The organism is Sulfolobus sp. A20 (genome assembly GCF_001719125.1).
Lineage (GTDB): Archaea > Thermoproteota > Thermoprotei_A > Sulfolobales > Sulfolobaceae > Saccharolobus.
The window spans coordinates 2,402,858-2,428,940 of the sequence record NZ_CP017006.1; the positions used below are offsets into that span (position 1 = coordinate 2,402,858).

Below are 26,083 nucleotides of genomic sequence, written 5' to 3' on the forward strand. Positions count from 1 at the left end.
TAATGGTGAAAGTAGATGAGCTCATCTTCTACTACGCAGTATAGTCCAGTCCCTAATAGAAGGATTCCACTACCTCCTGTAACTGCTGAGAGATATCACGTCACTTGTAGATTCTGTAATGTAGGCTGTGGATATGATGTTTTTGTATTCCCCGTTGGACAAGAGGGTAGTCCTGCAAAGGGACAGAACGCTGTTGTATATAATCTAGTTGATAAAGTATTCAATAGGAACTTGCAGAACTATCAGGCTGATTACACACAGCAGTTAATACCATTAAGCGCTAACTACGGTACCCCATGGATTGGAGAAGGTATGGTAACTAAAACTATCAGATATAACACTAATACTAAGAGCTGGGAGGAAGTATACATAATAGAAGTTCCAAGCTCAGAGTGTCCAGCTAATGAAGGGAACTACTCCACCAGAGGAGGGAGAAACGCTCAAAGGATTTGGAGCCCATTCAAAGATGTTGCCTCTGGCTTCGCGGTCTATCAATCTAGGATAACTACACCATTACTGAGGTGGAACAATAGTTTACAGCCAATATCGTGGAGCTATGCGATTGAGGCAATTGCAACTATCATTAAATATTTCCTAGACAACGAGAACTTTACCTACCCAGACCCAGTAGGTCCTGCTGCAATTCAAGTATTGGGTATAAGGGCTGATCACGGTGGAGGTCAAGGTGGAGGTATAGTAAGTAATTTAATGCCGGGATTATTCTTGCACATGGGTTTAGCAACACCCTTTATTAGGTTCCATTATCAAGTAGCTTTCTCGTTTACGCAGGACGCTTTAGAGGAGGCAACAAATGGTAATGGAACTGACACTGCTAGCATGCTAGACATTTCAATTGCTGATACTCTAGTAGTATGGGGCATAAACGAGTACGTTACTTCGACTGTTAACCTAATTCAACATATATTTGATAATATTTCTGGTGCTACAATTGATAGGAAGAAGCAATGGTTTGAATCTGGAGAGCCGGCAATGCCGGGTAATATAATTATAGTTGAAGCTAGGCCCAGTGAAACTGTTCACGCTGTAGCTGCTAAGCTAGGAATTACTATACAGCAAGCTATGCAGGGAATAACAGCACAATCTGGCAATAATGGTGGGGGTTACATGTTATATGTGCAAGTTAACCCCGGTACTGATGCCGAATTAGCTAACGCTGTAGCAGCTTACATTTACTACACTTATCCAGATGTGGTGAATTATTTCATTAACTTATACAAGTCCGCTTCTACGAATGGCTTCACCTTCAACGAGGAGACTTTTAACTATTATATACAGTACTTGACTTCAAAGAGTCTAGATGAGTGGCTATCAGAGGCTGAGCAGATAACTGGTGTTCCTAGTCAAATTATAATGCAGATGGGAGACTTAATTGCCAAGCCAAAGACTGCTAATGGAAACACTTATTATAAGAGGACGTTAATAGAGTTTGAGAAGGGTGTCATATGGTCTGGTAACTATACTCCAATTTACGCTATAGCAAACTTAGCGATTATTAGTGGTGCATTATCCGGTAGACCAGGGTGTGGAACATCTACTGGTTTTGGACATCAAAGAGGTGCTGCATTTCCATTACCTCCACCACCACCGTGGTCTTCCAACTTGAGTCAAAGTAGACAATTCTTCATACCGATGCACGTTTATGCTCCTCAACAGCTACAGTCCATGGGAATGACAGTTAACGGTACTAACATTGTTAACTTCATTAAACAGTTCTATAATCAATATAACAGTACCCTAGTCCCACAGATATACCAATATAATCCGGTAGTAGACTATTTAATATACAGCGGTTATGGCAAAGTATTATGGGTCTTCACAGCTAACCCATATAAGCAAACCATGTCGGGTACTAAGCTTGGATTAACAATTGATAATAGAGCAAGACTACTACAAGAGTGCTTAGAAAATAGTGCAAGCCTAGGTGTTTCATCTTCCTCTACGACTACACCATCTTCCTCCTATAACGTTAGTGCCGTGAGCCAGCCAGTTCCCAGTGTTCCTACTCCTCAACAGTATGCTAGTGCAGTAATAAGCTGTTTAGGTAGTGTAAATGGTTCATTATTTGTAGTTGGTAATGATATTATACTCCCACAGAACGGAGTATTTGAGAGAGCTGCACACATACTATTACCCTCAGTAGCTAACCACGGTGAGATATATGAGCTAAGGTGGAATGGACACGACAGAAGATTGAGGTTGGTAGAAGCGTTTCACTCTCCACCGGGTAATGCAATGCCAGACGTTTGGATATATTCGATGATAGCTTACGTAATATATCAAATGTATCAGTCTGAAGGGAATGGAAGTTCTCCACAAGCACAAAGGCTATACATGGCGTTTAACCCAATATGGCAATCATTAATGAAAAACATGACTCAAAACTCTCAACCATTATCAGTTGCACCACAATTCTCTGAGAACTTCTATGATTATGATTGGTTCAGTATTTATAGTGATATATGGGACTACTATGTTGCAAATGGTCCAAAGAACTTCAGCTCATGGCCCTATGGATATGTAGTACCACACTGGGCTCCAGGGTGGACTCAAGTTAGCTTAAGTGACTTAAAGATGGCTAGGACTATAGGAGTTCAATTGCCAATACTAGGCAAGACCACTAACTCAGACGGTAGTTTCACCTTATGGGGGTTAGTTAACTACGCTGAACCAGCTATTAATGGAATGTTCAGGGCTGAGAAAGTTACTATTAATCCTAACCAAGCTGTAACAGTTGGTAACACTACATTACCCTTAATCACGAGAGAGGTGGTTTACATAAGTATTAATGACTTACAGTCAATGTTTGGTTATTCATGGCAAGACTTATTACCATACGTAATTAATGGCTTTAACCCGTTCCCAACGCCTTATGTGGGAGTGTTTGGCTATGCTAAGCAATTACAGCAGAAGTACAAGTACTGGGTCAATAACGGTAGGTGGAACATAATATTTCAGTCTGGATGGATTGATTATCAGATCCCCGACATATATAAGAGAGTTCCATTCCCGATAATTCAAATGAACGCAACTGATGCACAGAATGAGGGATTACAGAACGGGGATATAATACAATTATACAACGACTTCGGATCATTAGAAGGAGTAGTGTGGATATCTAATACTGTTCCACAAGGGCAAGTATTTGTAGCAATGGCTTATGAAGTGAAGCCTGGAGCTAATCAGTTAACTACACCAACTGTAGACCCAGTAACTGATAACCAAATGGTCAAGTGGGCTTGGGCTAACATAAAGAAGATTGGTACACTATCACAAGAGTACATACAGCAAGTCACCTTCGCGCCAGTGAAGTTCCAAGTTAGCTCGTCTTGATAAGAAAAAATATTTTTATTTTTTGAACTCATGTAGTTGATACCACTAGTTTTCCTCATTGTACAATCTTTCTTTTAAATTTTCCATATGATTCGATAAGTTAATGAAAATTTCACTTAAGAATAAAATCTCTGTAGAAAGGTATAGAAGTGGAAAAATATAATCTCCAATACTCTAACTTCGTATCTCAAACACTACTTCCGAAAGTGTTTTACTATTCTATCTTTAACGTTAGCCTAGATGATCCTTCTCAAAATACACGACAGAAGACTCGACTAAAAGGAAATTGTTTTGAGGGATGTAAAGTAATTTAATTAAAACGTTACATTCTTGACTAGTCTTTAAAATAAAAACGTCGCCTATTTTAAAATAATGATAAAACTTGTTTATATTTTAATGAAATTTTAGTATTAATACGGTTAGTTCCCTACTAAGTCTCTCTTTCTCATGAATTCTCTATATAAAAAAAGGTTTATAAATCACAATAGTTCTATAGGTTTTTGAGTTTTACGTCATATGCGACATTTTAAATATGTTACCCATTCTTAACATCTTCATTACCCCTCACGATTTTTCCTTGCATTTTTTAATGATCAATTAATGTACTCGTTACCCTTATTTTCCCCTTTAAACAGTTGACATTAGAGACGATTTATGTATTAATGGTTTCTCAAAAAGTTTTTTACAAGGTTATTGTCTTCTCATTCGACTTGATACTAACCTCCTTGAAGAGTCTTTCCTTGTTTCGTAATTATAGTTATCTCATGTGAGATTTACCTCCTTCCACCTAAAGGCGAGGTTTGGCGCTCTTTCTTTCAATGAGGATTAACTTCCTAAGTGGTTTTGAGATAAGAGTAAACCTTATTTCCCATCATGCCTCACCTATGGTATGGACTTTGTTCCACAAAGGGAGCAAATGAGACTTGGTAAGAACTTTATCCTAAAGGACTATAAAATGGTGTATCCAGAGAGGTTAAAGTTTAAGGTAAATCACTACAATTTCTTCCTTTTCGTGGACGTAGACTCTCAAAGAATTGAGGGGTCAGCCAAGATAAATGTGACTTCATGGGGACCGGTAAAACTTGACGCAATTCACTTTAACATCTCTTCAGTTAAAGTAAATGATAAGCCTTATGAATATAAATATGACGGTAAAAATATCACTTTAGACGTACAAGGGGATAACTTAATCGAGATAAATTACTCAGTACAAAAGCCTAAGACTTTTAAGTTCCTCAAAAAAGAAGATATTATAGAGGCTTGTAATGTAGGGGAAGTAATGAGTGCTCCCCATTGGATTCCAGTAATAGATTACCCTGGCATGAAGGCTACATCAGAGAAGGTAATAAAGGTAAAGAAGCCTTTGATAGCTGTGTCAAATGGTGTTTTAGTTAAGAGGTGGGAGGAGGGTGAGTATAACTACTTCCACTGGTTAATGGATAAACCGCATTCAGCATACCTCAACAGTGTTGCCGTCGGTAACTTCTCAATCTTTGAGGAGGAATTTGACGGTATTTCACTTCAATACTATTTACCTAAAGGATATGAGAAGTTCTTATGGAACCTCTCTAAAACAAAAGACGCGATCTCTTTCTTTTCCTCATATACTGGTGTGAAATATCCTTATAACAAATACGCACAGATAGTTCTCCTCTCAATGAGGGGAGGAATGGAGTATATCACTTCTACGCACTTAACATATCAAACTCTTCATGACGAAATAGCTGAAATGGACTACTCTAGTGACAGTTTAATGTCGCATGAGTTAGCCCACCAATGGTTTGGCGATTTAGTGACTACGAAGCACTGGTCAAATATTTGGCTTAATGAAGGCTTTGCCACGTATTTCCAAGCTTTATATTACCTCCACTCTAGGGGAGAAAACGAGTTCATTTACGAGATGTACATGAAGTTAAAGGACTATTTGGAGGAGTATAAGAAGTATTCAAGACCAATAGTTATAGGCTATTATAAGTGGGGAGAAGAGCTTTTTGATAGGCATACTTATCCTAAAGGTGCCCTAGTTCTCCACACCCTAAGAAGCTACCTAGGTGACAGCAAGTTTAAACTGGGGATAAAGAACTATTTAGAAAAATACAAGTTCTCCTCAGTGGATACTGAGGACTTCAGAAAGGCAATGGAAGAGGTGGCAAATGAGGACTTAACGTGGTTCTTTGACCAGTACGTTTATACTGCAGGTCATCCAATAGTTAACGTTCATTATGACGGTAAGAGGATCAAGATAGAACAAACTGGCGATATAAAGTACGACATGTTTCTAGAGGTTAGGGTTATGAAGAGGGATGGAAGTGAAAAAATTTTAACGATAGAAGGAGAGGGAGAAGTTGAGGAAGAGGGTGAATACGTATGCCTAGACCCCAAGTTTAAGTGGTTTAAAGTAACAAATGATATGCAGGGTGAGGAGATGCTGATAAAGGAGAGTAGGGACAAGGATATAATGTGTAAAATAAATGCGATAAACGGTTTGACTAGGTTTACAAGCGTCAAGGCATTATCAGCATTAGGTGAGTTACTAAAGGATGAGTTTTGGGGAGTTAAGTATGAGTCAGCCATGGCTTTAGGTAAGATTGGTAATGAAGAAGCTTTAAAATACTTAACTTCAATAAGGGTAGAACCATCAAAGGCTAGAAGAGGAGTAGTTAAAGCGTTAGGTGAGTTTAAGTATAGTCAAGAGAGTGGAGAGTTCTTAGCTAACCTTCTCAAGGACGAGAAGAGTTATTACGTTAAAGCTGATGCAATAATCTCTCTTGGAAAGATTGGTTTGACTCGATTTAAAGAATTAATTAAGTCTTACTTTGAGGAGCCAAGTCATAATCATGTTATATCCTCAGCTGTCATTGAGTCACTATCGTACTTTGCTGACGATGACTCCTTTAACTTTGTCTTAGAGAAGGGTATAAGGAGTGAGGTAGCAACAATTAGGGCTACTGCAGTTAAGCATTTATGGAGGTTTAAGGATCCTAGGGTTAGGGAGATATTGAGGGTTATGATAAAGGATGAGAGCTCAGAAGTTAGATCGGCTGTGGTAAACTCTCTCAGCGAATTAAAAGAGAAGGACTTACTTATCCAGATAGCGAATAATGAGGATGAGGACGGGAGGATTAGAGCTGCAGCCTTAAGAGCTATTGAGAGTGAAAAATGAACAGTTTAAACGAAAGTCTTATTTTTTGTTAAATATGTAGAATGTTACAGAAAGCTAAAAGTGAAATTAACTTGTCAGAAAATATTTATTCTTTTGATATCTATAGCGAGTATGAATAAAGTATTGATAACTTCATGGGGAAATCCATCTTCATGGAGAGAAGTAACTTATGAGAAGGTAAACAAGAGAGTAAAGGGCTTAACACCTTTAAAACTTCTAAGCGAGGAGGTAGAAAAAGTTTACATTCTAGTCCAAGACTCAGTACTGTTTACGGCTAAGAAGGAGAAGAGGATAATAAATCAATACGCAATAGAGTGTGGAGAAAAGGTAAACGCTTATTTAGACCTTCAAGATTACGGAGCTATTTGGCTAAAAGATGAGGTAAACTCTTATGCTGAGTTAGTCAAGAAGGTGAGAGATTATATATCATGTATAGCTAAAAAGGATGGGATAAACGCTGAGGTATTTGTCTTACCATCTAGTACTAGTATTAGTGTGAAGTCAGATCTTCCGATTACGAAGTTCGAGTCCATCTCAGATCTCTCCTTAATGTATATAGCAGGAATAATTAGCCTTTATGATAGACTAAAGGAAGAACCTCCAGAGGAAGGTATAATAGTGGATAATACGTTAAGCGAACCACATTTAGCTACATTAACCTCTACAGTGAGTAGGGATTTGGCATCAATAATCTCTGTCATAAGTGAGAAGCCGATAAAGGTAGACTTTTACAGCTATGTTCCAGCTAGCTTAGATAAATACATATTGACTAATCCCTTCACAGAGGAGATGCCTAGAATTCGGCAAGTTAATGTGACCGATACTGCTCTAAAGATAGCGTATAACACATTGAAGTTGAGCTCTCCTCTTGCATTAGTTTACTCCTTATTCGAATATAGAGGTAGAGAGGTTAAAGGATTGGACGTCAAGATAAAGTATGAGGAGAGAAAGTTGAGGATTGAATATAAATGCGAAAACGATGCTGACAGTGTTTATCTATCAATTCTGTTAAGTGCAATATACCAGCTTTGCGTAAGTTCTTCCTGTGAAATACCGGTAAGGTTTAGCTTTCTGAAGAAGCTTAATGATAAAGTGTACAAGTCTTTCTCTGATACGTCTTATAAGATAATAGATCAAGAACTGGGAATACTTTATGATAAGGTTAAGGAGAAAATTAGAGAGCTAAGAGAAGAGATTATGTTAGATGAACTTTATGGTAATCAACGAGTAGCTAAAGACATTTATGATAAAAGGGGTGAAGCTGCCTTACATGCAGGTCTTCTAAGAGATGAGGTAAAGATTAAGGTAGAAGTGGAGAACGGTGAAGTTAAAGAAATATACTTGTCCTATAAGGATTGGCAAAAAGTTAAAGAGGTTTTCTCTTATTAAAGCTACTTATCACGGGCTCGTAGTTACCTCCGATTCTCTTTAGTTCATGAATCCGCTTTGAAAGGCAATCAACTGTGCTAACAGTAAAGCTTATATCATTATACATGAAAAATCTCAATTACGCATTAGGCTTTCTTAAATTCCAAATCCTCACGTCTACATTTACGAATTAATGAAAGCCTCGCCATTCATAGCGGGGATAACAAAGTATATGAACTCTTTTCCCTATCTCCTCGTCTATGAGTAGGGGAGCTAAGAAGGCTGGGTTAGGATTCGAGGCACACTAAGCTTACTGATTTCCCCCCTAATCATCCTTATTCAAAGAAAAGGATTAAGATATGTGCTTAGTTAGTTAAAGGGAAAGTAAGCTTGACAAGAACTTAATTAAGGAGGTTCATAAGGTTATTTATGAAGTTTTAAAAGAGAGTTATAACCTTCACCCTAGGCTCAAGATTGTTACAGAAACGCTATAGCAATATACAAGGGTTGGCTTAAGAACCCTAAGCGTGGTAAGTATCCTAGAATACGTAGAGTGTCTATTTGGTTTAACTCCTAATATTTCATACAAGTTAGGGAATTTTAAATAATTCAGTCATTATTATCCAGAGAGAGTCACGAGATGTGATGAAGACATTAGTAATGTTGTTTTGATTAATTTGCAGAATAAAAAATAAATACTGATGTTCTTATAATTTCCTAGAATAATTTATTAAGCATAATTGTGTACTAACAAATATGAAATCCTTAATAGAAATGTCAAGACCTAAAAGGTTAGTTAGACTACTTCCAGTACTTTTATTTTTATATCTTGTAAACTTCCTCGACAGAGTAAACATCTCATATGCGATAGATGCAGGGATGTTCCAGTATTTAGGGGTTCCAGCAAAACAGGTAGGAGTAATAGCGTCTCTAGCCTCATCACTATTCTTCGTAGGATACTTCATACCTCAAATATTCTCAAATTTGGGTGTTAATAAATATGGTGTGAGGAGGATTTTCGCAATTGCTTTTACCGCTTGGGGGATAATAACTATCTTAACTGGTTTCGTAACCAGTGTACCACAAGTTGAAGTGTTGAGGTTCTTATTGGGTATCGCTGAGGGTCCATTCTATGCTGGTGTTATGTTCTACTTGAGTTTATGGTTTTTGAAGCCGGAAAGAGCATTTGCGAATAGTATATTTAATGCAGCTATTCCGATTTCTGGAATAATCGGTGGTTTAGTAGCGGGTTCAATATTTGCAGTATATGGAGATTACCCAGGTTGGAGGTACTTGTTCTGGTATGAGGGAATTTTAGCATTAATAGGTGCATTAATAGCCTATCTTTTGTTGACAGACTTTCCTAAAGATGCTAAATGGTTAAGTAAAGATGAAAAAGAAGCATTAGATCAAGCTATGAAGGAAGAATCAGTAAGTAAGATTAAAGTTAAGTGGACCAAAGCCTTAGCGTCTAGAGACGTAATATTACTAGCAATAGTTTATTTCTTAGGCGTTACGAGCTTGTATGGCTATTCTATATGGCTTCCTACAATAATAAGTAATATAGCAAAAGTTAATGCTAGTATAGCCAGCTTCTTATCGATAATACCATATATAATAGCGTCAATATCCTTAGTCTTCATTGCAAGATATTCAGATAGACATCAAAATCACAAATTCATAACTTTTGCAGTATTTTTGATAGCTGGGATAGGACTAGCGTTAAGTGCCCTTAGTGCCAGCATTGTAGTATTATCTTTCATATTATTTGCCATTGCTGCAATAGGCATTTATAGCTTCCTTTCTCCTTTCTGGGCTGTACCACAGAAGGCATTGGAAAGAGAAGGTGCAGCAGCGTCTATTGGTTTAATAAATGCTATAGGAAATTTAGGTGGAATAGTAGGACCAATAGTAGTAGGATTTCTGAAAACATTTACGGGCTCCTTCTTGCCGGGAATATATGCCATGGCATTATTCGCATTCCTCGCAGGAATAGTAATGTTACTAGTGAGGGAAAGAGGTTAAAATTGTATAATAAATTTTTTAACAAAATGAGGAAAAACCTTTAAGAAGAGGAGATGAGTTTGTAATATATTCTAAGTAGCTATTAAAGATATACTTGAGTACCTTTTTAGATCAGCTTCTTTTATTTGAAGAACTGTCCCCCCTCTCGTAGTTGATAAAATAACGGCAAGCCCTTAAAGGCAAAGAGGAGGTCAGTCCACAGTTTTCCAGTTATGTCAGCTCACCGATTTGATAGCGATTTGGGAATAGTCTAACTTGTAGTGACGCTATGGTATTGCAGGAGTAATGATCGGCTCCTCATCTTTATGAAGTTGACCAGAAGGGAGTTTTATGAGAGAAAGAGTTTAAAAACCTTACCCTGCCTTAAAAGGTTTGCCGTTCTTTTATCAACTCAGTTAAAATTTTTCATCTAATCTAACATACTGTATTTCTTATAAATAATATACTCGGCAAGTAGATAGAAAACTCAATTCATGAATTCCTCATGGTCCTTATCTTTATTTGTGAATAATAATTTCACTTTTTTGAATATTACTAAAGTATTTTGTCTTAAATATGATCTATTATTGAAATTTAATCATCTATTATTAATAAACTTCCTTAAGGTAAGTTAAACTTGGATATTTTAGCTTATTATTGTATACGCACTTTTTCATGAGAAAAAAGCGTAACTATCATTTCATTAATAACTTCTTTATTTCTTCTCTCACTACTTTTTTATCCAATTTCCCCGTACTAGTCTTAGGTATTGAATCAACGAATATTATTTTGTCTGGCAATTGCCACTTAGCGAACTTATTCAGAGACTTCAAATACTCAATGATTTCCTCAGCAGTAACGTTAACACCAGATTTTTTAACTACTAAGGCTACTGGTCTCTCTCCCCACCTCTCATCTGGTATCCCAACTACTACAGCCTCTAAAACCTTGTCATAAGACATTATCGCGTTCTCTAAGTCTACAGAGCTTATCCATTCACCACCACTCTTTATTAAATCCTTTAACCTATCAACAACCTTGATACTACCGTCTTTGTTTATTTTAGCCACGTCACCAGTCCTAAACCACTCATTGTTATGTAAGACATTCGCATCAGTATTAGAATACCTCTTCGTAACGAAGGCTCCTTTAACTACTAATTCTCCTACAGATTTACCATCCCAAGGCAATTCCTTGCCATCAGGGCTTATTAAGCTTATCTCAAATGCTGGTATGGGAATACCTTGTTCCACTAATTTATTTACGTCATCGCTCCTATTTACGGTCGCAATAGCCTCAGTCTCCGTCATACCCCACGCGTGAACTGTTTTAACGTTAAACTTCTCTTTGAGATTCTTGATTAAGCCTAGAGGTGGTTCGGCTCCTCCAGTTACGACAACTTTTAAGGGGGATAGGTTAATATTCTCTCTTTCTGCGTAGTTCACGACATCAATCCAAACAGTAGGAGCTCCAACACCTATCGTTACATTAAAGCTTTTAATCAGATTTACTATATCCTCTGCCTTAGGTCTTGGTCCGGGCAAGACTAGTCTTGCTCCAGTCATCAGTGAGGCAAATGGTATATCCCATGCTGAGATGTGAAACATGGGAACTATAGGCATTACAGTATCACTTGAGGATATTCCCACTACATCCTTAGCTAGTAAGGACAAAGAGTGTATGAAGACACTTCTGTGACTATAAATTACTCCTTTTGGCTTACCAGTAGTTCCTGAAGTAAAACACGCTATAGCACCTTGCCTTTCATCTACGTCTGGGAAACTATCTAATGGTTCTTGAGAATCCACCTCTTCATCATATTTTTCATCAAAAATAAAAGTGGGTAAGTCCCCTTTATAATCTATATCCTTATCCATGAAAACAGCTTTGTCTCTCATCTCCTTTATCACATAATCCATTTCACTTGTGTGAAACCTAACGTTGACAGTGTGTAAAACTCCATTTAGCATAGGAACTGCAAAATAAACTTCAAGATGCCTGTGAGTATTCCAAGCAATAGATGCAACGCTCTCTTTTTCCAATCCCTTCTCTTTGAGTAATCTCGCTAATTTTTTAACTCTCAATGCGAAATCTGCATAAGTATATTTCTTTACTCCTTCATGAGTCCTTGATATTATCTCTTGACTGTAGAAAAGTTTCTCAGCTCTCCAAAATATTGATTTGATATTTAAATTATAATCCATTATTGTAGAGTCCATGATTATAAGTAGTTTACAAAACTAATAAACCTTACTCACAAAAGGAAAGTTGTTCACTTTTATTAAATACAAACTAACTATTGTAATAGCTATTATTCCCATCTTAACCTTTAGAAAAAAATTAGATAAAGTAAGTTCAATGTTTCTTTGTTCTTGCTTTTATTATGAGTAATTCTTATATGATTGTAATTAAATAATTTCAACATCTACGTAATTCCTTACCTTAAGGAAGTCCTTATCTTTCGTAATTAGTTTTTGATTGTAAGCCTTAGCAGTAGAGGCTATGATTAGATCTAGATCAGACATTATCTCTCCCTTCTTCTTCAACTCATAATAAAGTTTAGAGTACTCTATTGCTACCCTTTCATCAATAGGGTATATTAAATAAATCTCCTTTAACTTCTCAAAAGTTTTCTTTCTCTTCTCGTCATCTATAACCCTTCCAATTTCCATCATAGAAATAATGGATAATGAATCACCAATAGCCTCTAATCTTCCTTTTAATATCTCGACAATGACTGAAGTGTCTATGAGAGTCATAACTTAAATTCCTCATGCATCTCTTCATGGCTCTTTTCTATTTCCTTGATATCATCCTCAGTCAAGATTTTCATTAATTCCCTTAGTCCCTCTTCTCTTTTCTTTCTCTTATACTCATTAACCAAGATTAATAAAAACTCGTCCCAGTTCATGTCACCCTTTTCTCTCTCTAAGATTTCTTTTACACTATCAGAAACAGATATTGTAGTTATCCTTCCAACCATAATTAATAATTAATAATTAAACATTTAACGTTTTCTCTTAAACGTTTACATCAACTTGCTGATGAATTGGATTTTAATAAATTATTGCATTTTATAGTTTACACCTTTACGACGGCATCATATCCACACATACTCTTTTTTGGATAAAAATTTTTTAAGCATGAGAGAGGAAATTTTTGATATTTTTCCCTTTCTATTATACTTGGCGTAAAATTTTTCATATATATAAATCTTTCTTAGATTCACACTAAGACAGTGTTTAATGTGTGTCCACATAGCAATCATTATGTCATTAAATTTCCTATTAAATCGGAAATGGATCGTTTTATGGGTAGTATTAATCTTATTAATGATACCAGCTGTAATGAATTACAGTCACTATATCACTTACTCTAATGAACAAAATGTACCTGCAAATAGTGAGTCAGCAATAGTCACAAACATCCTGAATGGAACGTCATACAATAATGACACATTAATAGTGGTCGTTCAAGAAAATCCTTTCTCACCATATGTAAGCAATGCCACCCTATCCTTCCAAGACTCTTTACTTAAAGCCAATATACCTTATTTATCAGAAGTTCAATCTCCCTTCAGTGAATATATTTCCTTTCTTAATGATATATTATCTAATGTTTTTCATAACACAACAGAATCTCATCTATATTCAATTCAGTATATAGAAGAAAATGGGCTTAAAGGTGCTCCTAATTTCATTACGTCAAGATATGTAAGTACTGATAATACTACTTTTTTGATATTTATCATATTCAATAAATCTTCAGGATATGTACTTCCAAATGGGAACACTCCATCCCAAGAGGCATATCCTTATGTAAAAACTATAATGCAAAAATTCTTTGGAAATAATGCTACCTTAACCGGTGAAGGGGCAATAGCTTATGAGACTCAGCAAATTAGCTCCAAGAACGCGTTTGCCTTCGGGCTCGTTTTCATAATTTTAGCCATAGCAGTAGGGATAACATTGAGGTCTTATAAAGCGTCATTAGTCTCTCTATTATTCATATCTATAACTACTCTAATTGGTTACGTGGCTATATTCCTAGTAGGTAGTCTAGTAGTGAAAGTAAATTATGTAGTAAATTATACGCTGACGGCAGTATTAGTAGGAGTTACGACGGATTATGTCGTATTCATTATGGCAAGATTTAGGCAAGAGTTAAGAGAGGGTAAGGAGGATAAGAAAGCTTTAGAGATAGCGATTAGTAAAGGAGGTAGAGCTGTATTAGTAAGTGGGCTAACTGTGGGAATAAGTCTATTAGCATTTTCCTTAATACCTAATTTCTTAAGCTGGGGATTGGTCTTATTCTCAGCTGTAGTGATATCAACTATATTAATACTTACTCTATTACCATCAATCCTTTCGGTGACTGGCAAAAAAGTGTTCTCCATCAAGGGGCTGAGTAATATAAGTAGTCAAAAATTAGAACGTTCAATATTTTACCGTGTTAGCAATGTATCGGTAAGGAGAAAATACGTTATTGCTACAATAATCATAGCCTTAGCAATACCATCAATTATATTATTCTTGAATGTTCCAACTACTTATGATTTTAACGCTGGGTTACCAAATAGCCTTCCCTCTGTTAAGGCTTTGAATCTTATAGAGAGTAAGTTTGGGGCTAATGAACTTTATCCAATAGTCATTTTAATGAAGATAAACGAAAGTGTTACAAATACGCAGATTATAAATACTGCTAAAGAGATACTCTCAACTCCCGGAATAACAAACGTATACGGACCATATGTTAATGGTAGGAACATAACTAATAACACTAACGTTTCAGCATTCACTATTAACGATAAGTATATCTTGTTTATAGCTTATACCTCTTACAATCCTTTTTCTGCAAACGCTATAAGGACAGTTAACATTCTTAAGCAAGATCACAGTCTACTAGTTGGAGGTTTAACTTCAGCGGTAATAGATCAAAGGACTGTAGCTTCTCACAATTTCGGAGAATTGGAAATATTGATCACATTGTTTGTCGCACTAATTATAGGAGTTTCATTTAGGTCTTGGAAGTTTCCATTAATTTCAATTTCTGGTGTCATAATAAGTATAACCTGGACTACAAGTTTACTTTACGCAATATCTACCTTCATACTTCATGAACCCATAATTTATCTCATACCGGTAATATTGTTTGTTATACTAATGAGTTTAGGGAACGATTACACTGTTTTCATAATATCCAGAGTAATTGAAGAGGTCAATCAGTATGGACAGGAAAAAGGAATACAGTTAGCTATAGCGAGGACGGGGATAGTGGTTACCTCACTTGGACTTATATTAGCTGGCTCTTTAGGAGCTTTAGCATTAATTCCAGTAGGATTTTTGGAGCAGTTAGGTATCGCCTTCATATTATCCCTAGTTATCGACACATTTATAATAAGGACAATATATTTCCCAGCCATGTTAGCAATTTTAGGAGTTGAAAAGGGAATTAAAGGATTGAACAATTGACGTCTACAATTTTGAGATAAAAAAGTAATCATCTAAATAATTGATTTGCCTAATCAATAACTGAGTTTAAAGTTATTTTTTCCATAAAATTTTTTAAAAGAGTTTAATAGCTACTCCAACTCTAGATTCCTAGTATCTGTTCTTATCTCATAATTATATACTAACATAACTTGGGCTTGAGGATCTACTCCCCTAACCTTATCAACTATCTCTTTAGCATTCCTTATTGATCCCACGAAACTTACGTCAACTCCACCTAATACTCCACTTATAGTAATAATTGAAAACCTATTCGTGATGTTCCTTATTTCATCCACTTTCTTAGTGAATACTCCTAGGAGAAGAGAATCCGCCTTTATGAGATCCACCTCTGGAATAATAGTCACCCCTTTAAGTTCGCTCATTAACCTCTTAACTTTAGAGACCTTAAGGTTCAAGGCATGAGCTATTTCACCCATTTCAGCTCTAGGGTTTTCAACCAACGTTCTTAAAAGAAGCAAATGTAATTTCTTTGGTTTTAAAGGACTCTGAGGAGGTAAATACTCCATTATCGGATTCCCTACCTCAGCCTCAATCCCTCTCACCGTTTCCCTTATTTCGTTTATGCTATTACCTAAAAACCCATATACGTTGAAGTTCTCTAGACAATTAAACTTGACGAAAATTTTATCAGAGTGAGCTTCCCTCAAGTTAGGGAAAGCATAATACGCGAAGTATTTATTAATTAGATTAGGATTTATGAAAACCTTAAAATCCCTTATTATTCCTTCATCTATAAGTCTTTTAAACCGAGCATTAAGCGATGGAGGAGCTAAATTGACTATCTTTGCTAATTTGTTTTGAGAAACCCTACCATTCTTTAGTAGGTTAAAGATTATTTCTCTATCAGTCTCATCCACGCTATAAAATCTGATTCTCAGCTTAAAAACAGTTGGCTTAATAGCATGAGATAAGCTAACTTACGTTTTCTATTAGGTTAAAACTAAAACAGTCTTAAATTCGTTAAGAAATAGCTACTCCTATGGCTGAAGGAAGAACGCTAATCACTCTAGCTCTTACAGCTTTTTTAGACTCGGTTGGTTTTGGTATTATAATCCCAATCCTTCCTTACTATTCGTTGAAATTAGGGGCAACACCAATTGAGTTTAGCTTACTTACAGTTGCCTATTCTATTGGTCAATTAATCTTCTCACCATATATAAGTAGATTATCCGATATAAGAGGCAAGAAAACCGTACTTTTATTAGGAATAAGCTCAGAAGTAGTAGGGTATTTAATAATAGGTCTTTCCCCGTTTTTCTACCTATTACTCTTAGCCAGATTCATAACAGGCTCTTTAACGAGTAATTTACCCGTAATACTTTCATATGTAACTAGCATGGATGAGGAACGAATGAAATCTCGTAATATAGGAATAATATCCGGCTCATTTGGTGTGGGATTTGTTGCTGGTCCGATCATGGGCGGTGCTTTATCCCCTTTAGGATATAGGAATACGTTCATTATAGTGTCGATTTTAAGCTTAATTAACTTACTATCAGTTTTATTAACTTTAAAGGATGAAAATACTGGAGTTATCATCAAGCAAAGCTCTTTAAAGGATATTCTCAAAATGTCGAGTTCTTTCTTCATTTTAATACTTACGGTTACCTTGAGTTTCGCAATTCTTCAAGGTACTTTAGCCTTCTACGGAAAGTATTTTTACGAGTGGGGTCCTCAACAAATAGGACTAATATTAGGAATAGTAGGAACAGTTCAGGCTATTGTACAATTCCTTTTAGTCTATAGATTAATAGGAATAGTAGGGGAGAAGGTTTCAACAGTGATTGGTCTATTAGTGTCCCTTTTCGCTTACGCTCTTCTCTTATTTCCAATCAATCAAAACTTAACATATATATCATTAGTTACAATAGCAATAGGAAATGGAATAGTCCAGAACTCGATTTTGACGTTACTTAGTAAGAGCATATCATCTGGAAATAGGGGAGGTGCCTTTGGATTCACTCAATCATCGACAGCATTAGGTAGCCTAATAGGTTTCCCTCTAGGGAATTTCATGTTCCAATTCGTCTCGGCAAGCTCAGAGTATGTTTTAAGTTCTGTCTTGATCCTAATCTCACTTTCCTACTTTTATAGGACCTATATGAGAGGAATATCTTCTTCGAGATAGACTTTTAAGATAGAATTCAAAGGGCGTTAAAAAGTTAAGATGATATAAATAGCGTTATATTTGTCTTATCATTTCTCTTCTTTATGACGTGGAAAATAATATTTGACGGAAAAGGTTTTAAGAAAGTTGAGATGCAAGATGAGACTTTAAAGGAGGGACATATCAAAATAAAACCCATCTTCTATTCCGTTTGCGGAACTGATAAGTCAATTCTATTAGGCAAATATAAGTTAGAGAAGCCTATTGCTCTAGGTCATGAGATAGCCGGAATTGTAATGGAGGGAAATGGTATTGACATAGCTGGAAATGAGTTAAAAGTTGGAGACTATGTGGCACTTTATCCAAATTATTTTTGTGAAAAATGTATTGACTGCTTAAACAGGAACTTTAATGCGTGTAGGAACAAGGTGATGATAGGAGTTAGAACTGATGGGGGACTCTCGGAGTATATGATGGTTGATCCAAGATTTCTCCTAAAACTTCCAGAAGACCTACAGAAAATATTAGGCCCAATAATTGAGCCAGTTGCTGTAGGGATTCACGCTCTCAAGAAGTTCGAGGAAAAGGATAGAAGGTTAGTAATTATAGGCTTGGGTGGAACGGGTAGTCTAGCATATGAGACAGCTCGAATTTTAGGCTTTAATGATGTGGTAGCAGTGGAGAAGAATGAGAGGAAGTTAGAGTTAGCTAGGATGATAGGTATAAGGGCTTTTCCTTCCATAAGGGAAGCCTTAAGCAATAAGGCAATAAACGTTCTTGATACCGTAGGAGATAATAAGAGTATAGGAGAGATAGAGTCAGCCCTTGATCTCATCCCTTCTAAGTCTGAAATCGTCATAACTGGCTTAGGAAATGAAGTACTAAGCTTTCACAGAGATTCGTTAATAAGAAGAGAGCTGACGATTAAGGGTTCAATAATCTATAATCCTACAGACTTCATTGAGGCTAGTGAGATAGTTTACGCTAATCAGCAATATTATTTGAAGTATATTACTAAAGTAGTTAAACTTAGTGATCCAGATATTTTACCCTCTCTCTTATTAGATGAAAATAATTTGAAAATTATTATAATAATTCAGTAGCATTAAAAAATATTTTTGAGTAAAGCTTTTATTCTTGGTAAGATTTAGTAGATTTATGCCCTCTAACCATGTAAGATGGACAATAATCGCTCTGATGTTCGTTATAATAACAGTTGACTATGTAGATAGGGGGATAGTTCCATCAGCTGAACCAATATTGACTAAACTATTTTCCTTAAACCCTATAGAGATAGCATTAATAGGAAACGGATTTCTTTACGGCTATTTAATAATGAATCCAGTTGTTGGTTATCTATTAGATAGATATGGTCCTAGATCAGTCCTAAGCTCATTCGTGATGGGTTGGGGTGTGATTGAAATAATAACAGCTTTTGCCTTATCAGCTATTTACTTAATTATCGCTAGAGTCTTATTAGGAGTTGCTGAAGCTGTAGGATTTCCAGCTGTGACTAAAATAACAGCTAATTGGTTAACTAAGGGGGAGAAAGCTAGGGGAGGTACTATAGGTGATGCAGGAGTTAATGTGGGAGTAGTATTAGGTTCATTGGTGCTAATATGGTTTTTATTATTCTTTCCAAGTAATGTCGCATGGAGAGTAGCCTTAATCGTAGTTGGGATAATTTCCATTTTGCTAGGTATTGTATTGAGGTTTTTAGTACATGATACCCCTGACAAGCATCCTGGAATTAGTCAAGATGAGCTTAACTATATTAAAAATAATCAAGAGGTTATCTTACAGCAGAAGAAAGTGCCTATAATCTATTGGTTTAAGACTAGGGATTATTGGGCTTACATGATGGGATTAGGGGCTCAAGCTGGTATATTCTTTGGTCTATTTACGTGGTTACCGGAGTATTTATATTATGCAAAGGGTCTAACGTTAACCTTAACATTGTATTATACGGCATTAATTTGGGGATTTGGTTTCTTCGGGGAGATCACTGGTGGGTTCGTGATAGATTATCTTATAAAAAGGATTGGGGCTAATACTGCTTTAAAAATAGGTTTTGCTGTGAGTTCCATCTCAGTTACCTTAGGTCTATTGCTAGTCACTTTGTCTAATTCCGTCGTAGAGGCAATAACGATATTATGTGCGTCATTTTTCTTCTTGAGATGGTCTGGTATACAATGGGCTGCCCCTTCATTTATAGTTCCACCCGAGTATAGTGGTCAATGGGGAGGACACATTGGCTTATGGGAAACTCTGTGGGGAATAGTTATTCCAATAGTATTTGGATATATGCTGACAATTACTCATTCCTATAATCCCGGTATAGAAATGTTTGCAATCGTGGGTATCATATATTTCCTTGGAGCTTCAATACTGACGAGATATAAGAGATTAAACATATATTTTTAGGGTTAAAGTTACATTATTTTTTACTAACATTAAAATAATGGTATTGTAAAAAGAGTACTCCATGACTACACGACTTCTTCCAATTGATTTTCAACAATTTGATGATAAACGTTAAATAATTCGTCAGCATTTAAAAAAATCTAACACGATTAAATATGATAATTGAGGTAATTTATTATTAAGAATAGAGATGGCATGCGACGAAGTGATTAACTTTAATTTGCCTTAACTCTGGGTTAACCTCCTTACAAACCTGTTTTGCGAACTTACACCTATTAAAGTAGATACATCCTCTCGTAATTACTTTATTATTGCCCTCTACGTAATTATAGCCTTGTTTCAATTTCACTTTGAATTCACTTGAGGGAATAGATTCGAGTAGTTCCATAGTGTATGGATGCAGAGGATCCTTAATTACATCCTTAGTTTCACCCAATTCTACCAGTTTCCCTCCATATAAGACTGCTATCCTATTAGACATGTATTTAGCCACTTGAATGTTGTGAGTTATGAACAAATATGATAAATTCCTCTGTTCCTGCATGTCTAACAATAAATTCAAGATCTGAGCTTGTATTGAAACATCTAGATTGGATGTTGGCTCATCCAGTACTATGAACTCCGGATCTCCTATCATAGCCCTAGCTATTAATACCCTTTGTCTTTGACCACCTGAAAGTTCCTTAGGGTATCTATCCTTAATTGAGGGATCTAATCCCACTTGCTGTAAGACCTTATTAGCTTTCTCATCTAAATCATATTTCTCATTTAGTATGGGTTCTATAACTATATCTCTTATCTTTAACTTCGGATTCATGCTAGAATATGGGTCTTGAGGAACTAATTGCATGAACTTCCTAATCTTTCTGAGCTGTTTCTCGCTCCAATTGGTTATGTTAAGCCCCTTGAAGTGTATTTCCCCTTCAGTGATCTTTATTAATCTTAAGATAGATAATCCCAACGTTGTTTTTCCGCTTCCAGATTCTCCTATTACCCCTAATGTCTCTCCCTTATTTACGTGAATTGAAATACCATCTAAGGCTGTTTTCTTCTTGTTGTAAACTACTTTTAGATTTTTTACGTTAACTATAGAGGTGGCATCTGACATAATGTTCATCACCCAAGTATTTCTCCTTTGGAATTTGAGACTCACAAATCTTCATATTTGAACTACATCTAGGATAAAACGGACAACCGAGTGGTAAACTAAATATGTTAGGTGGGAAGCCGGGTATTGAGGATACTCTACCCTCACCTTTAAAGCTATTAGGTATTGAGGATAGTAATCCTTTGGTATATGGGTTAAGAGGATCTTTTATTATATCTTCACTTTTTCCATATTCTAGTATCATTCCACCGTACATCACCGCTATCTTATCACTTATTTGACTTATTAATGTCAGATCGTGGGTTATGAATATTATAGAAGTCTTATACTCCTCCTTTAACTCCATTAGCATTTTCAACACTACAGCTTGGTTAATTACGTCTAACGCTGTAGTAGGCTCATCTGCGATCAAGACCTTAGGTTTTAATAAATAAGCCATTGCAATCATTGTCCTTTGTCTCTCTCCACCTGACAACTGATGTGGATATTTGGACAAAATTTCATCAGGGTTTCTAAATCCTACTTTCTTTAATGATTCCTTTAACTCATCTATTTCCCTAACAATGTTCTTCTTACGATAACCGAAAAATAAGGTCGAATGTGAGAACTCATCTTTTCTAGGCTCGTTTCTGAGAATCTCACCTAGTTGATCCCTTATTTTCATTGTAGGATTTAAACTGGTCATCGGGTCTTGGAAGATTATGAAAATACCGTTTTTCCCTCTAAACTTGAAATAGTCCTCCTTTCTCACTTTAGTTAAATCAGTTCCCTCGAATATTATGTTCCCTTTCTCTATCTTAGCATTATTAGGCAACAATCCAATAATCGCATGTCCTAATGTACTTTTACCAGAACCACTTTCTCCGACGATTCCTATTATTTGATTCTTCTCTATCTCCAAATCCACTCCTCTAACAGCATATCCTCTTTTACCTCCCTTAGAATAGCTAATCCATAAATCCCTAATTATGAGTAATTTATTATCCATTGTTAATCTCACCTACATCTGAGGATAATACGTCCCTTAATCCATCCCCAGCTAAGGAATAACCAAGGGCCATTAAAGTTATTATTAATGCTGGAAATAAAGAGGACCACCAATTTTGTGGGAGCGATGATAAACCGTCATAGACCATTCTTCCTAACTCAGGTGTTGGTGGAGGAGCGCCGAGCCCAAAAAATGCGAGGATAGAATAACTTAGAATTATAGTACCTAGGTCTAGAGTTGAATAAACCAGTAGCGTTGAATATAGGTTTGGTAAAATGTGCTTTCTAACTATGTAATAATTCCCTAATCCTGCCACTTTGGCTAAGGTTATGTAACCCATCGATTTTATCTGAAGTACTTGGGACCTAGTTAGCCTAGCATAAACTGGCCAATTCACAATGGTTAGAGCTATAGCACTGAAATATAATCTTAGCGATAAGTGTGTCGTACCTAAAATCTCGCTTATTGCCAATGCTAATAATATCCCGGGGAAAGCTAAAAATATATCCGTAATTCTCATAAGTGCCTCATCAATTAGACCACCATAATATCCACTGATAATCCCTATCACTAGACCAATGATTAATGATGCAATTACTATGAGATATGGTATGAAGAAGTCTATAGGTAAGGCAGCTATAACTCTTGAAAATACGTCCCTTCCCTCTTGATCAGTTCCAAATATATGAGATGGTGATGGAGGTAAATTAGATTGATCGAAATTTATTTGATTCGGATTATAGGGAGTTATCAAGTGAATATCAGCCCATGATAATAACGTTAAAATGAAAAAGAATAATATTATAGCGGTGCCAATAAGCAAATTATTGTTTCTTCTGATTATCTTAAGCGACTGAAGACTCATATCGCATCCCTTATCCTAGGATCTAGAAATGCGTAGGAAATATCAGCAATTAGATTAGAAATTACAACTACTATTGTAATTATAACAGTACTAGCTATGAGGGTAGGAGAATCTAAATTTAGAAGGCTTTCAGCAACTAAATATCCTATTCCGTAGTAGTTAAATATCGTTTCAACTACTAGACTTCCTTGCATTAGTCCAGAAAAGATTATACTAATTATAGTAACAGATGGTAGTAATGAGTTCTTCAAAGCGTGTCTAAAAATTACGATCCTCTCTTTTAGACCTTTAGCTCTCGCCGTCTTCACGTATTCCATGTTTAAAACCTCAAGCATAGAGTTTCTAGTCAATCTAACTACACCTCCAAATCCTATTAACACTAGCGATAATGCCGGGAGTATTGCATGCTGTAATGACGATACAAAGGCTGGGATATCACCTACTAATAAGGAGTTTAGGATAGGCATATTGTCAATTAACCATATATAATATTTATGACCACCAATTGAAACGTAGAACTTAGGTTCGTGGACAGATAAAATAGGATTCATGTAATACGAAGGAGGGAATAGATGAACATAATATGCGAATGCTAAGAGTAAAGCTAACGCTATCATGAAAGGTGGAGCACTTCTTAAAATTGTATATATGATTCTTATAGCGTTATCGAGATATCCGTTAGCCCTAATCGCAGAGATTACTCCTAATGGGACTTCTATTAATATTTTCAGTATTAAGGCTATGATAGCTAGTTCTAAAGTTACGGGTAGATATTCCTCAATCAATGTAATCACTGGGGTTTGATACAATGGTGAAATCCCCCACTTCCCGGTAAAGAAGTTTAAAATATAGTAGTAAAGTTGAACGTACCAAGGTTGATTTAAGTGATAAAGCTCAGTAATTATCTGAATTTGAGCAGGAGACGCTTCTGGACCTGCCCAAACGGAAGCCGGATTAGGAGCTGCAACATTTGCTAAATAAAAAACAATAAGTAACTCTCCAAGTATCACAAAAAAAGCTTCAATAATTCTTTTTCCTATGAGCTTATAAAAAATCCCCTTTCACCTCTCTTTCAATATAGGTCCGCGTAGAACATCCCATCTAATCCTGGGCTGTACCACAATCCGTGAATAGTGGATGACGTTACAGTATATGCTAAGAAGTCATCTAACCAGACGTATTGGGCTTGAGCTAACGTTAATAATGTTATGTTATTAAATATTTGCTGTAATTGTGTTGGATTACTTGTCCTAACCGCTTCTATAATCAATTGATTAATTGTTGTATTATCTACGAAGGCTGGATTACCGTGATGTAATCTTGCTATAGATAGAAGATATATTGCTGGATCAATAGGGCTTAATACTGGTGGAAAGTTACCGGCTAATTGGAATGCAGGATAAGCGGAAGAATTTGGAGGATTGAGGTAAGATTCGACTATTGTTACTGCAGACTCAGCGTTTAATTGAACGTTTATCCCTATTTGAGCTAACTGTTGTTGCACTAATAATGCCTCATCTTGTAGTGCAGTGCTACCAGACTGATATGTTAAAGTTATCGTAGGGAATGGTTTACCATTCGGATTTATAACTGTCCCATTAGGCAATACTAATTTAAAACCTGCTTGAGTTAACAATTTAATTGCTAAAGAAGGATTATACGTATAACCTTGTATTGACGAGTTATAGTAAGGTAATGCTGGGTCATTAGGACCCACATAACTGACCGCAAATCCTTTGTAAACTTGTTGTTGTATAACCGTAGGATCTATCGCGTGGGCTATTGCGAGCCTAACAGCTGTAATATTAAATGGATATTGATATGCGTCTATAGCCAGAAAATCTATTTGAGCTGATGGTCCCCATACATATATCGTCGTATTTCCGGATGTGAAGACTACTGGATATATGCCTTTAGATACTTCACTCTGAAGAGTTGATAAACCAGAAGAACCTATTAGTTCTGGCAATTGTATAACGTCAACTTGAGATATTTGTGCTTTACCTTGTTGTAGGTCTAAAATTCTTACTGCTTCATTAGTTTGATAGTCTATGATTATAGTCTTAATTTTTGGCGTTTCAAGCATAGGATTTACCATATTCTTTGGAATTTGTGAAGCCCAGTAATTCGGACTAGCGTTCAGTATAACGTAAGAACCACCTATAGGGGTTTCAAGAACATAAGGACCTGATCCTAAAGCGTGAGTAGATAGATAAGTATTTGGAGAGTCTATTTGAACTCCTCCATGCTCATCAACAAATACTGGATCGACTATTGCACCTGCACTAGTCGATATTGCTGCCAAGAAAGCTGAGTATGGATAGTCTAGATTAAATTCTACGGTATATGGATTCAATACAACTACGGCTTGATGAGGATAGGACATTATTTTCTGTATGGTCTGATTGCTCACATTGAAGTGGGAAAGGATGTACGCTAAGTCATAAGCAGCTTGCTCCATAGCTATAGTCTGGTTTGACGAAAAACTGTATCCAGCGTTTTCAAATGCTTGAACGATTCCGTTCGGTAACATAATAGTTCCAGTTTTTCCATTTGGTAAAGTACCAACAAATCCCACACCGTTGTTTACTGCTAATCCTTGGCTAACATAGATAGATATTCCTAGATCTATTAGCATTGTCCTATATATTGAAAACCATACATCAGTAGCGTTTAGTGGGCTCCCATCACTAAACTTTATAAAAGGCCATAAGTGAAATACATAAGTAGTACCGTTATTCAGTACAGTCCAGTTCTCTGCTAGAACTCCTATGAAGCTAGATGTATTGGTTCCATTATAGAATACTAGTGTCTGATATACGTTTTGAATAATCTCGCCTCCTGCAATATCATAGCTAGTAGCTGGATCTACGCTCACGGGAGCAGCTGCTTCTTCTACGGTAATGGAAGAAGGTACTGAGACGTTAGTAGCAATTGGTATGGTAGATGATGATGTAGGTATGCTTGTCATGCTAGTAGTGGATGAAACTGTTGTAACGAGGTTAGTCTTCGAGTGATTAGATATTAAAAGTATACCTACTATTGCTCCTATTATTACTATGATAATTACTATAATAGCGATTATATATTTACTAATTCCTAAAACTAATTTATTCCTTCTCATAACGAGTATAGTTTAAGGTACACTATTATAAAAATTTTTATCACATATGTACTTCATTAACTACCTAA

General features: G+C 36.1%; 17 protein-coding genes. 8 read left to right on the plus strand and 9 right to left on the minus strand.

What is annotated here, in order from left to right:
* The first annotated feature begins 15 nt into the window (after positions 1–15).
* The 4 genes from BFU36_RS12370 to BFU36_RS12385 all read left to right on the plus strand — a co-directional run bounded on the left by BFU36_RS12370 (position 16) and on the right by BFU36_RS12385 (position 9,907).
* Positions 16–3,351 carry a molybdopterin dinucleotide binding domain-containing protein gene (locus BFU36_RS12370; protein WP_069284309.1) on the plus strand — a complete coding sequence of 1,112 codons (3,336 nt, stop codon included), beginning with the start codon at positions 16–18 and terminating at the stop codon, positions 3,349–3,351.
* 889 nt (positions 3,352–4,240) lie between these two features.
* Positions 4,241–6,514, plus strand: coding sequence for a M1 family aminopeptidase (locus BFU36_RS12375; RefSeq protein ID WP_069284310.1), 2,274 nt, complete (start codon positions 4,241–4,243; stop codon positions 6,512–6,514).
* A 111-nt stretch (positions 6,515–6,625) separates the two neighbouring features.
* Positions 6,626–7,903, plus strand: a complete 1,278-nt coding sequence (locus BFU36_RS12380; protein WP_143576785.1) for a hypothetical protein — start codon at positions 6,626–6,628, stop codon at positions 7,901–7,903.
* Positions 7,904–8,638: 735 nt separating this feature from the next.
* The gene (locus BFU36_RS12385; RefSeq protein ID WP_069284312.1) at positions 8,639–9,907 is read left to right on the plus strand and encodes an MFS transporter; all 1,269 of its coding nucleotides are present in this window, start codon (positions 8,639–8,641) and stop codon (positions 9,905–9,907) included.
* Between the two features lie 674 nt (positions 9,908–10,581).
* Here the strand turns inward: BFU36_RS12385 and BFU36_RS12390 are convergent.
* From BFU36_RS12390 to BFU36_RS12400, 3 genes are all read right to left on the minus strand, one after another.
* A complete protein-coding gene (locus tag BFU36_RS12390; protein ID WP_069284313.1) occupies positions 10,582–12,105 on the minus strand; it encodes a long-chain fatty acid--CoA ligase in 1,524 nt (507 codons plus the stop codon).
* A gap of 189 nt (positions 12,106–12,294) precedes the next feature.
* Entirely contained in the window at positions 12,295–12,645 is a 351-nt protein-coding gene (locus BFU36_RS12395; RefSeq protein ID WP_069284314.1) for a type II toxin-antitoxin system VapC family toxin, read from the minus strand.
* Positions 12,642–12,869: an antitoxin VapB family protein gene (locus BFU36_RS12400; protein WP_069284315.1), complete on the minus strand. Its 228-nt coding sequence runs from the start codon at positions 12,867–12,869 to the stop codon at positions 12,642–12,644. The genes BFU36_RS12395 and BFU36_RS12400 overlap by 4 nt, the downstream gene beginning before the upstream one ends.
* 286 nt (positions 12,870–13,155) lie before the next feature.
* On the opposite strand from BFU36_RS12400, the gene BFU36_RS12405 reads away from it, so the two are divergent.
* Complete coding sequence (locus BFU36_RS12405; protein ID WP_069284316.1) at positions 13,156–15,357, plus strand: MMPL family transporter; 2,202 nt, start codon at positions 13,156–13,158, stop codon at positions 15,355–15,357.
* A gap of 110 nt (positions 15,358–15,467) precedes the next feature.
* Here the strand turns inward: BFU36_RS12405 and BFU36_RS12410 are convergent, their stop codons facing one another.
* The gene (locus BFU36_RS12410) at positions 15,468–16,256 is read right to left on the minus strand and encodes an Lrp/AsnC family transcriptional regulator (protein WP_069284317.1); all 789 of its coding nucleotides are present in this window, start codon (positions 16,254–16,256) and stop codon (positions 15,468–15,470) included.
* A 122-nt stretch (positions 16,257–16,378) separates the two neighbouring features.
* Here BFU36_RS12410 and BFU36_RS12415 point away from each other — a divergent pair, with 122 nt between their 5' ends.
* The 3 genes from BFU36_RS12415 to BFU36_RS12425 all read left to right on the plus strand — a co-directional run bounded on the left by BFU36_RS12415 (position 16,379) and on the right by BFU36_RS12425 (position 19,930).
* On the plus strand, positions 16,379–17,527 hold the full coding sequence (locus tag BFU36_RS12415; protein WP_069284318.1) for an MFS transporter: 1,149 nt from the start codon (positions 16,379–16,381) through the stop codon (positions 17,525–17,527).
* 83 nt (positions 17,528–17,610) lie between these two features.
* Positions 17,611–18,609, plus strand: a complete 999-nt coding sequence (locus BFU36_RS12420; RefSeq protein WP_069284319.1) for a zinc-binding dehydrogenase — start codon at positions 17,611–17,613, stop codon at positions 18,607–18,609.
* 55 nt (positions 18,610–18,664) lie between these two features.
* Positions 18,665–19,930, plus strand: coding sequence for an MFS transporter (locus BFU36_RS12425; protein WP_069284320.1), 1,266 nt, complete (start codon positions 18,665–18,667; stop codon positions 19,928–19,930).
* Between the two features lie 178 nt (positions 19,931–20,108).
* Here BFU36_RS12425 and BFU36_RS12430 read toward each other — a convergent pair whose 3' ends face one another.
* From BFU36_RS12430 to BFU36_RS12450, 5 genes are read right to left on the minus strand one after another with little or no spacing between them, the layout of a single operon-like run.
* Positions 20,109–21,038 carry an ABC transporter ATP-binding protein gene (locus BFU36_RS12430; RefSeq protein ID WP_069284321.1) on the minus strand — a complete coding sequence of 310 codons (930 nt, stop codon included), beginning with the start codon at positions 21,036–21,038 and terminating at the stop codon, positions 20,109–20,111.
* Positions 21,013–22,026, minus strand: coding sequence for an ABC transporter ATP-binding protein (locus tag BFU36_RS12435; RefSeq protein WP_069284322.1), 1,014 nt, complete (start codon positions 22,024–22,026; stop codon positions 21,013–21,015). The genes BFU36_RS12430 and BFU36_RS12435 overlap by 26 nt, the downstream gene beginning before the upstream one ends.
* The gene (locus BFU36_RS12440; RefSeq protein WP_069284323.1) at positions 22,019–22,891 is read right to left on the minus strand and encodes an ABC transporter permease; all 873 of its coding nucleotides are present in this window, start codon (positions 22,889–22,891) and stop codon (positions 22,019–22,021) included. Before BFU36_RS12440 ends, BFU36_RS12435 begins: the two co-directional genes overlap by 8 nt.
* Positions 22,888–23,946 carry an ABC transporter permease gene (locus BFU36_RS12445; protein WP_069284324.1) on the minus strand — a complete coding sequence of 353 codons (1,059 nt, stop codon included), beginning with the start codon at positions 23,944–23,946 and terminating at the stop codon, positions 22,888–22,890. The genes BFU36_RS12440 and BFU36_RS12445 overlap by 4 nt, the downstream gene beginning before the upstream one ends.
* 17 nt (positions 23,947–23,963) lie before the next feature.
* Positions 23,964–26,015, minus strand: coding sequence for an ABC transporter substrate-binding protein (locus BFU36_RS12450; protein ID WP_069284325.1), 2,052 nt, complete (start codon positions 26,013–26,015; stop codon positions 23,964–23,966).
* Between the last annotated feature and the right edge of the window lie 68 nt (positions 26,016–26,083).

Bases quoted from the DNA above. Each gene is read 5' to 3' on its own strand.
- BFU36_RS12400 (WP_069284315.1), bottom strand. From the start codon at position 12,869: ATGGTTGGAAGGATAACTACAATATCTGTTTCTGATAGTGTAAAAGAA.
- BFU36_RS12395 (WP_069284314.1), bottom strand. From the start codon at position 12,645: ATGACTCTCATAGACACTTCAGTCATTGTCGAGATATTAAAAGGAAGA.
- BFU36_RS12390 (WP_069284313.1), bottom strand. From the start codon at position 12,105: ATGGACTCTACAATAATGGATTATAATTTAAATATCAAATCAATATTT.
- BFU36_RS12450 (WP_069284325.1), bottom strand. From the start codon at position 26,015: ATGAGAAGGAATAAATTAGTTTTAGGAATTAGTAAATATATAATCGCT.
- BFU36_RS12380 (WP_143576785.1), top strand. From the start codon at position 6,626: ATGAATAAAGTATTGATAACTTCATGGGGAAATCCATCTTCATGGAGA.
- BFU36_RS12375 (WP_069284310.1), top strand. From the start codon at position 4,241: ATGGACTTTGTTCCACAAAGGGAGCAAATGAGACTTGGTAAGAACTTT.
- BFU36_RS12385 (WP_069284312.1), top strand. From the start codon at position 8,639: ATGAAATCCTTAATAGAAATGTCAAGACCTAAAAGGTTAGTTAGACTA.
- BFU36_RS12405 (WP_069284316.1), top strand. From the start codon at position 13,156: ATGTCATTAAATTTCCTATTAAATCGGAAATGGATCGTTTTATGGGTA.
- BFU36_RS12435 (WP_069284322.1), bottom strand. From the start codon at position 22,026: ATGGATAATAAATTACTCATAATTAGGGATTTATGGATTAGCTATTCT.
- BFU36_RS12370 (WP_069284309.1), top strand. From the start codon at position 16: ATGAGCTCATCTTCTACTACGCAGTATAGTCCAGTCCCTAATAGAAGG.
- BFU36_RS12415 (WP_069284318.1), top strand. From the start codon at position 16,379: ATGGCTGAAGGAAGAACGCTAATCACTCTAGCTCTTACAGCTTTTTTA.
- BFU36_RS12425 (WP_069284320.1), top strand. From the start codon at position 18,665: ATGCCCTCTAACCATGTAAGATGGACAATAATCGCTCTGATGTTCGTT.
- BFU36_RS12440 (WP_069284323.1), bottom strand. From the start codon at position 22,891: ATGAGTCTTCAGTCGCTTAAGATAATCAGAAGAAACAATAATTTGCTT.
- BFU36_RS12420 (WP_069284319.1), top strand. From the start codon at position 17,611: ATGACGTGGAAAATAATATTTGACGGAAAAGGTTTTAAGAAAGTTGAG.
- BFU36_RS12430 (WP_069284321.1), bottom strand. From the start codon at position 21,038: ATGTCAGATGCCACCTCTATAGTTAACGTAAAAAATCTAAAAGTAGTT.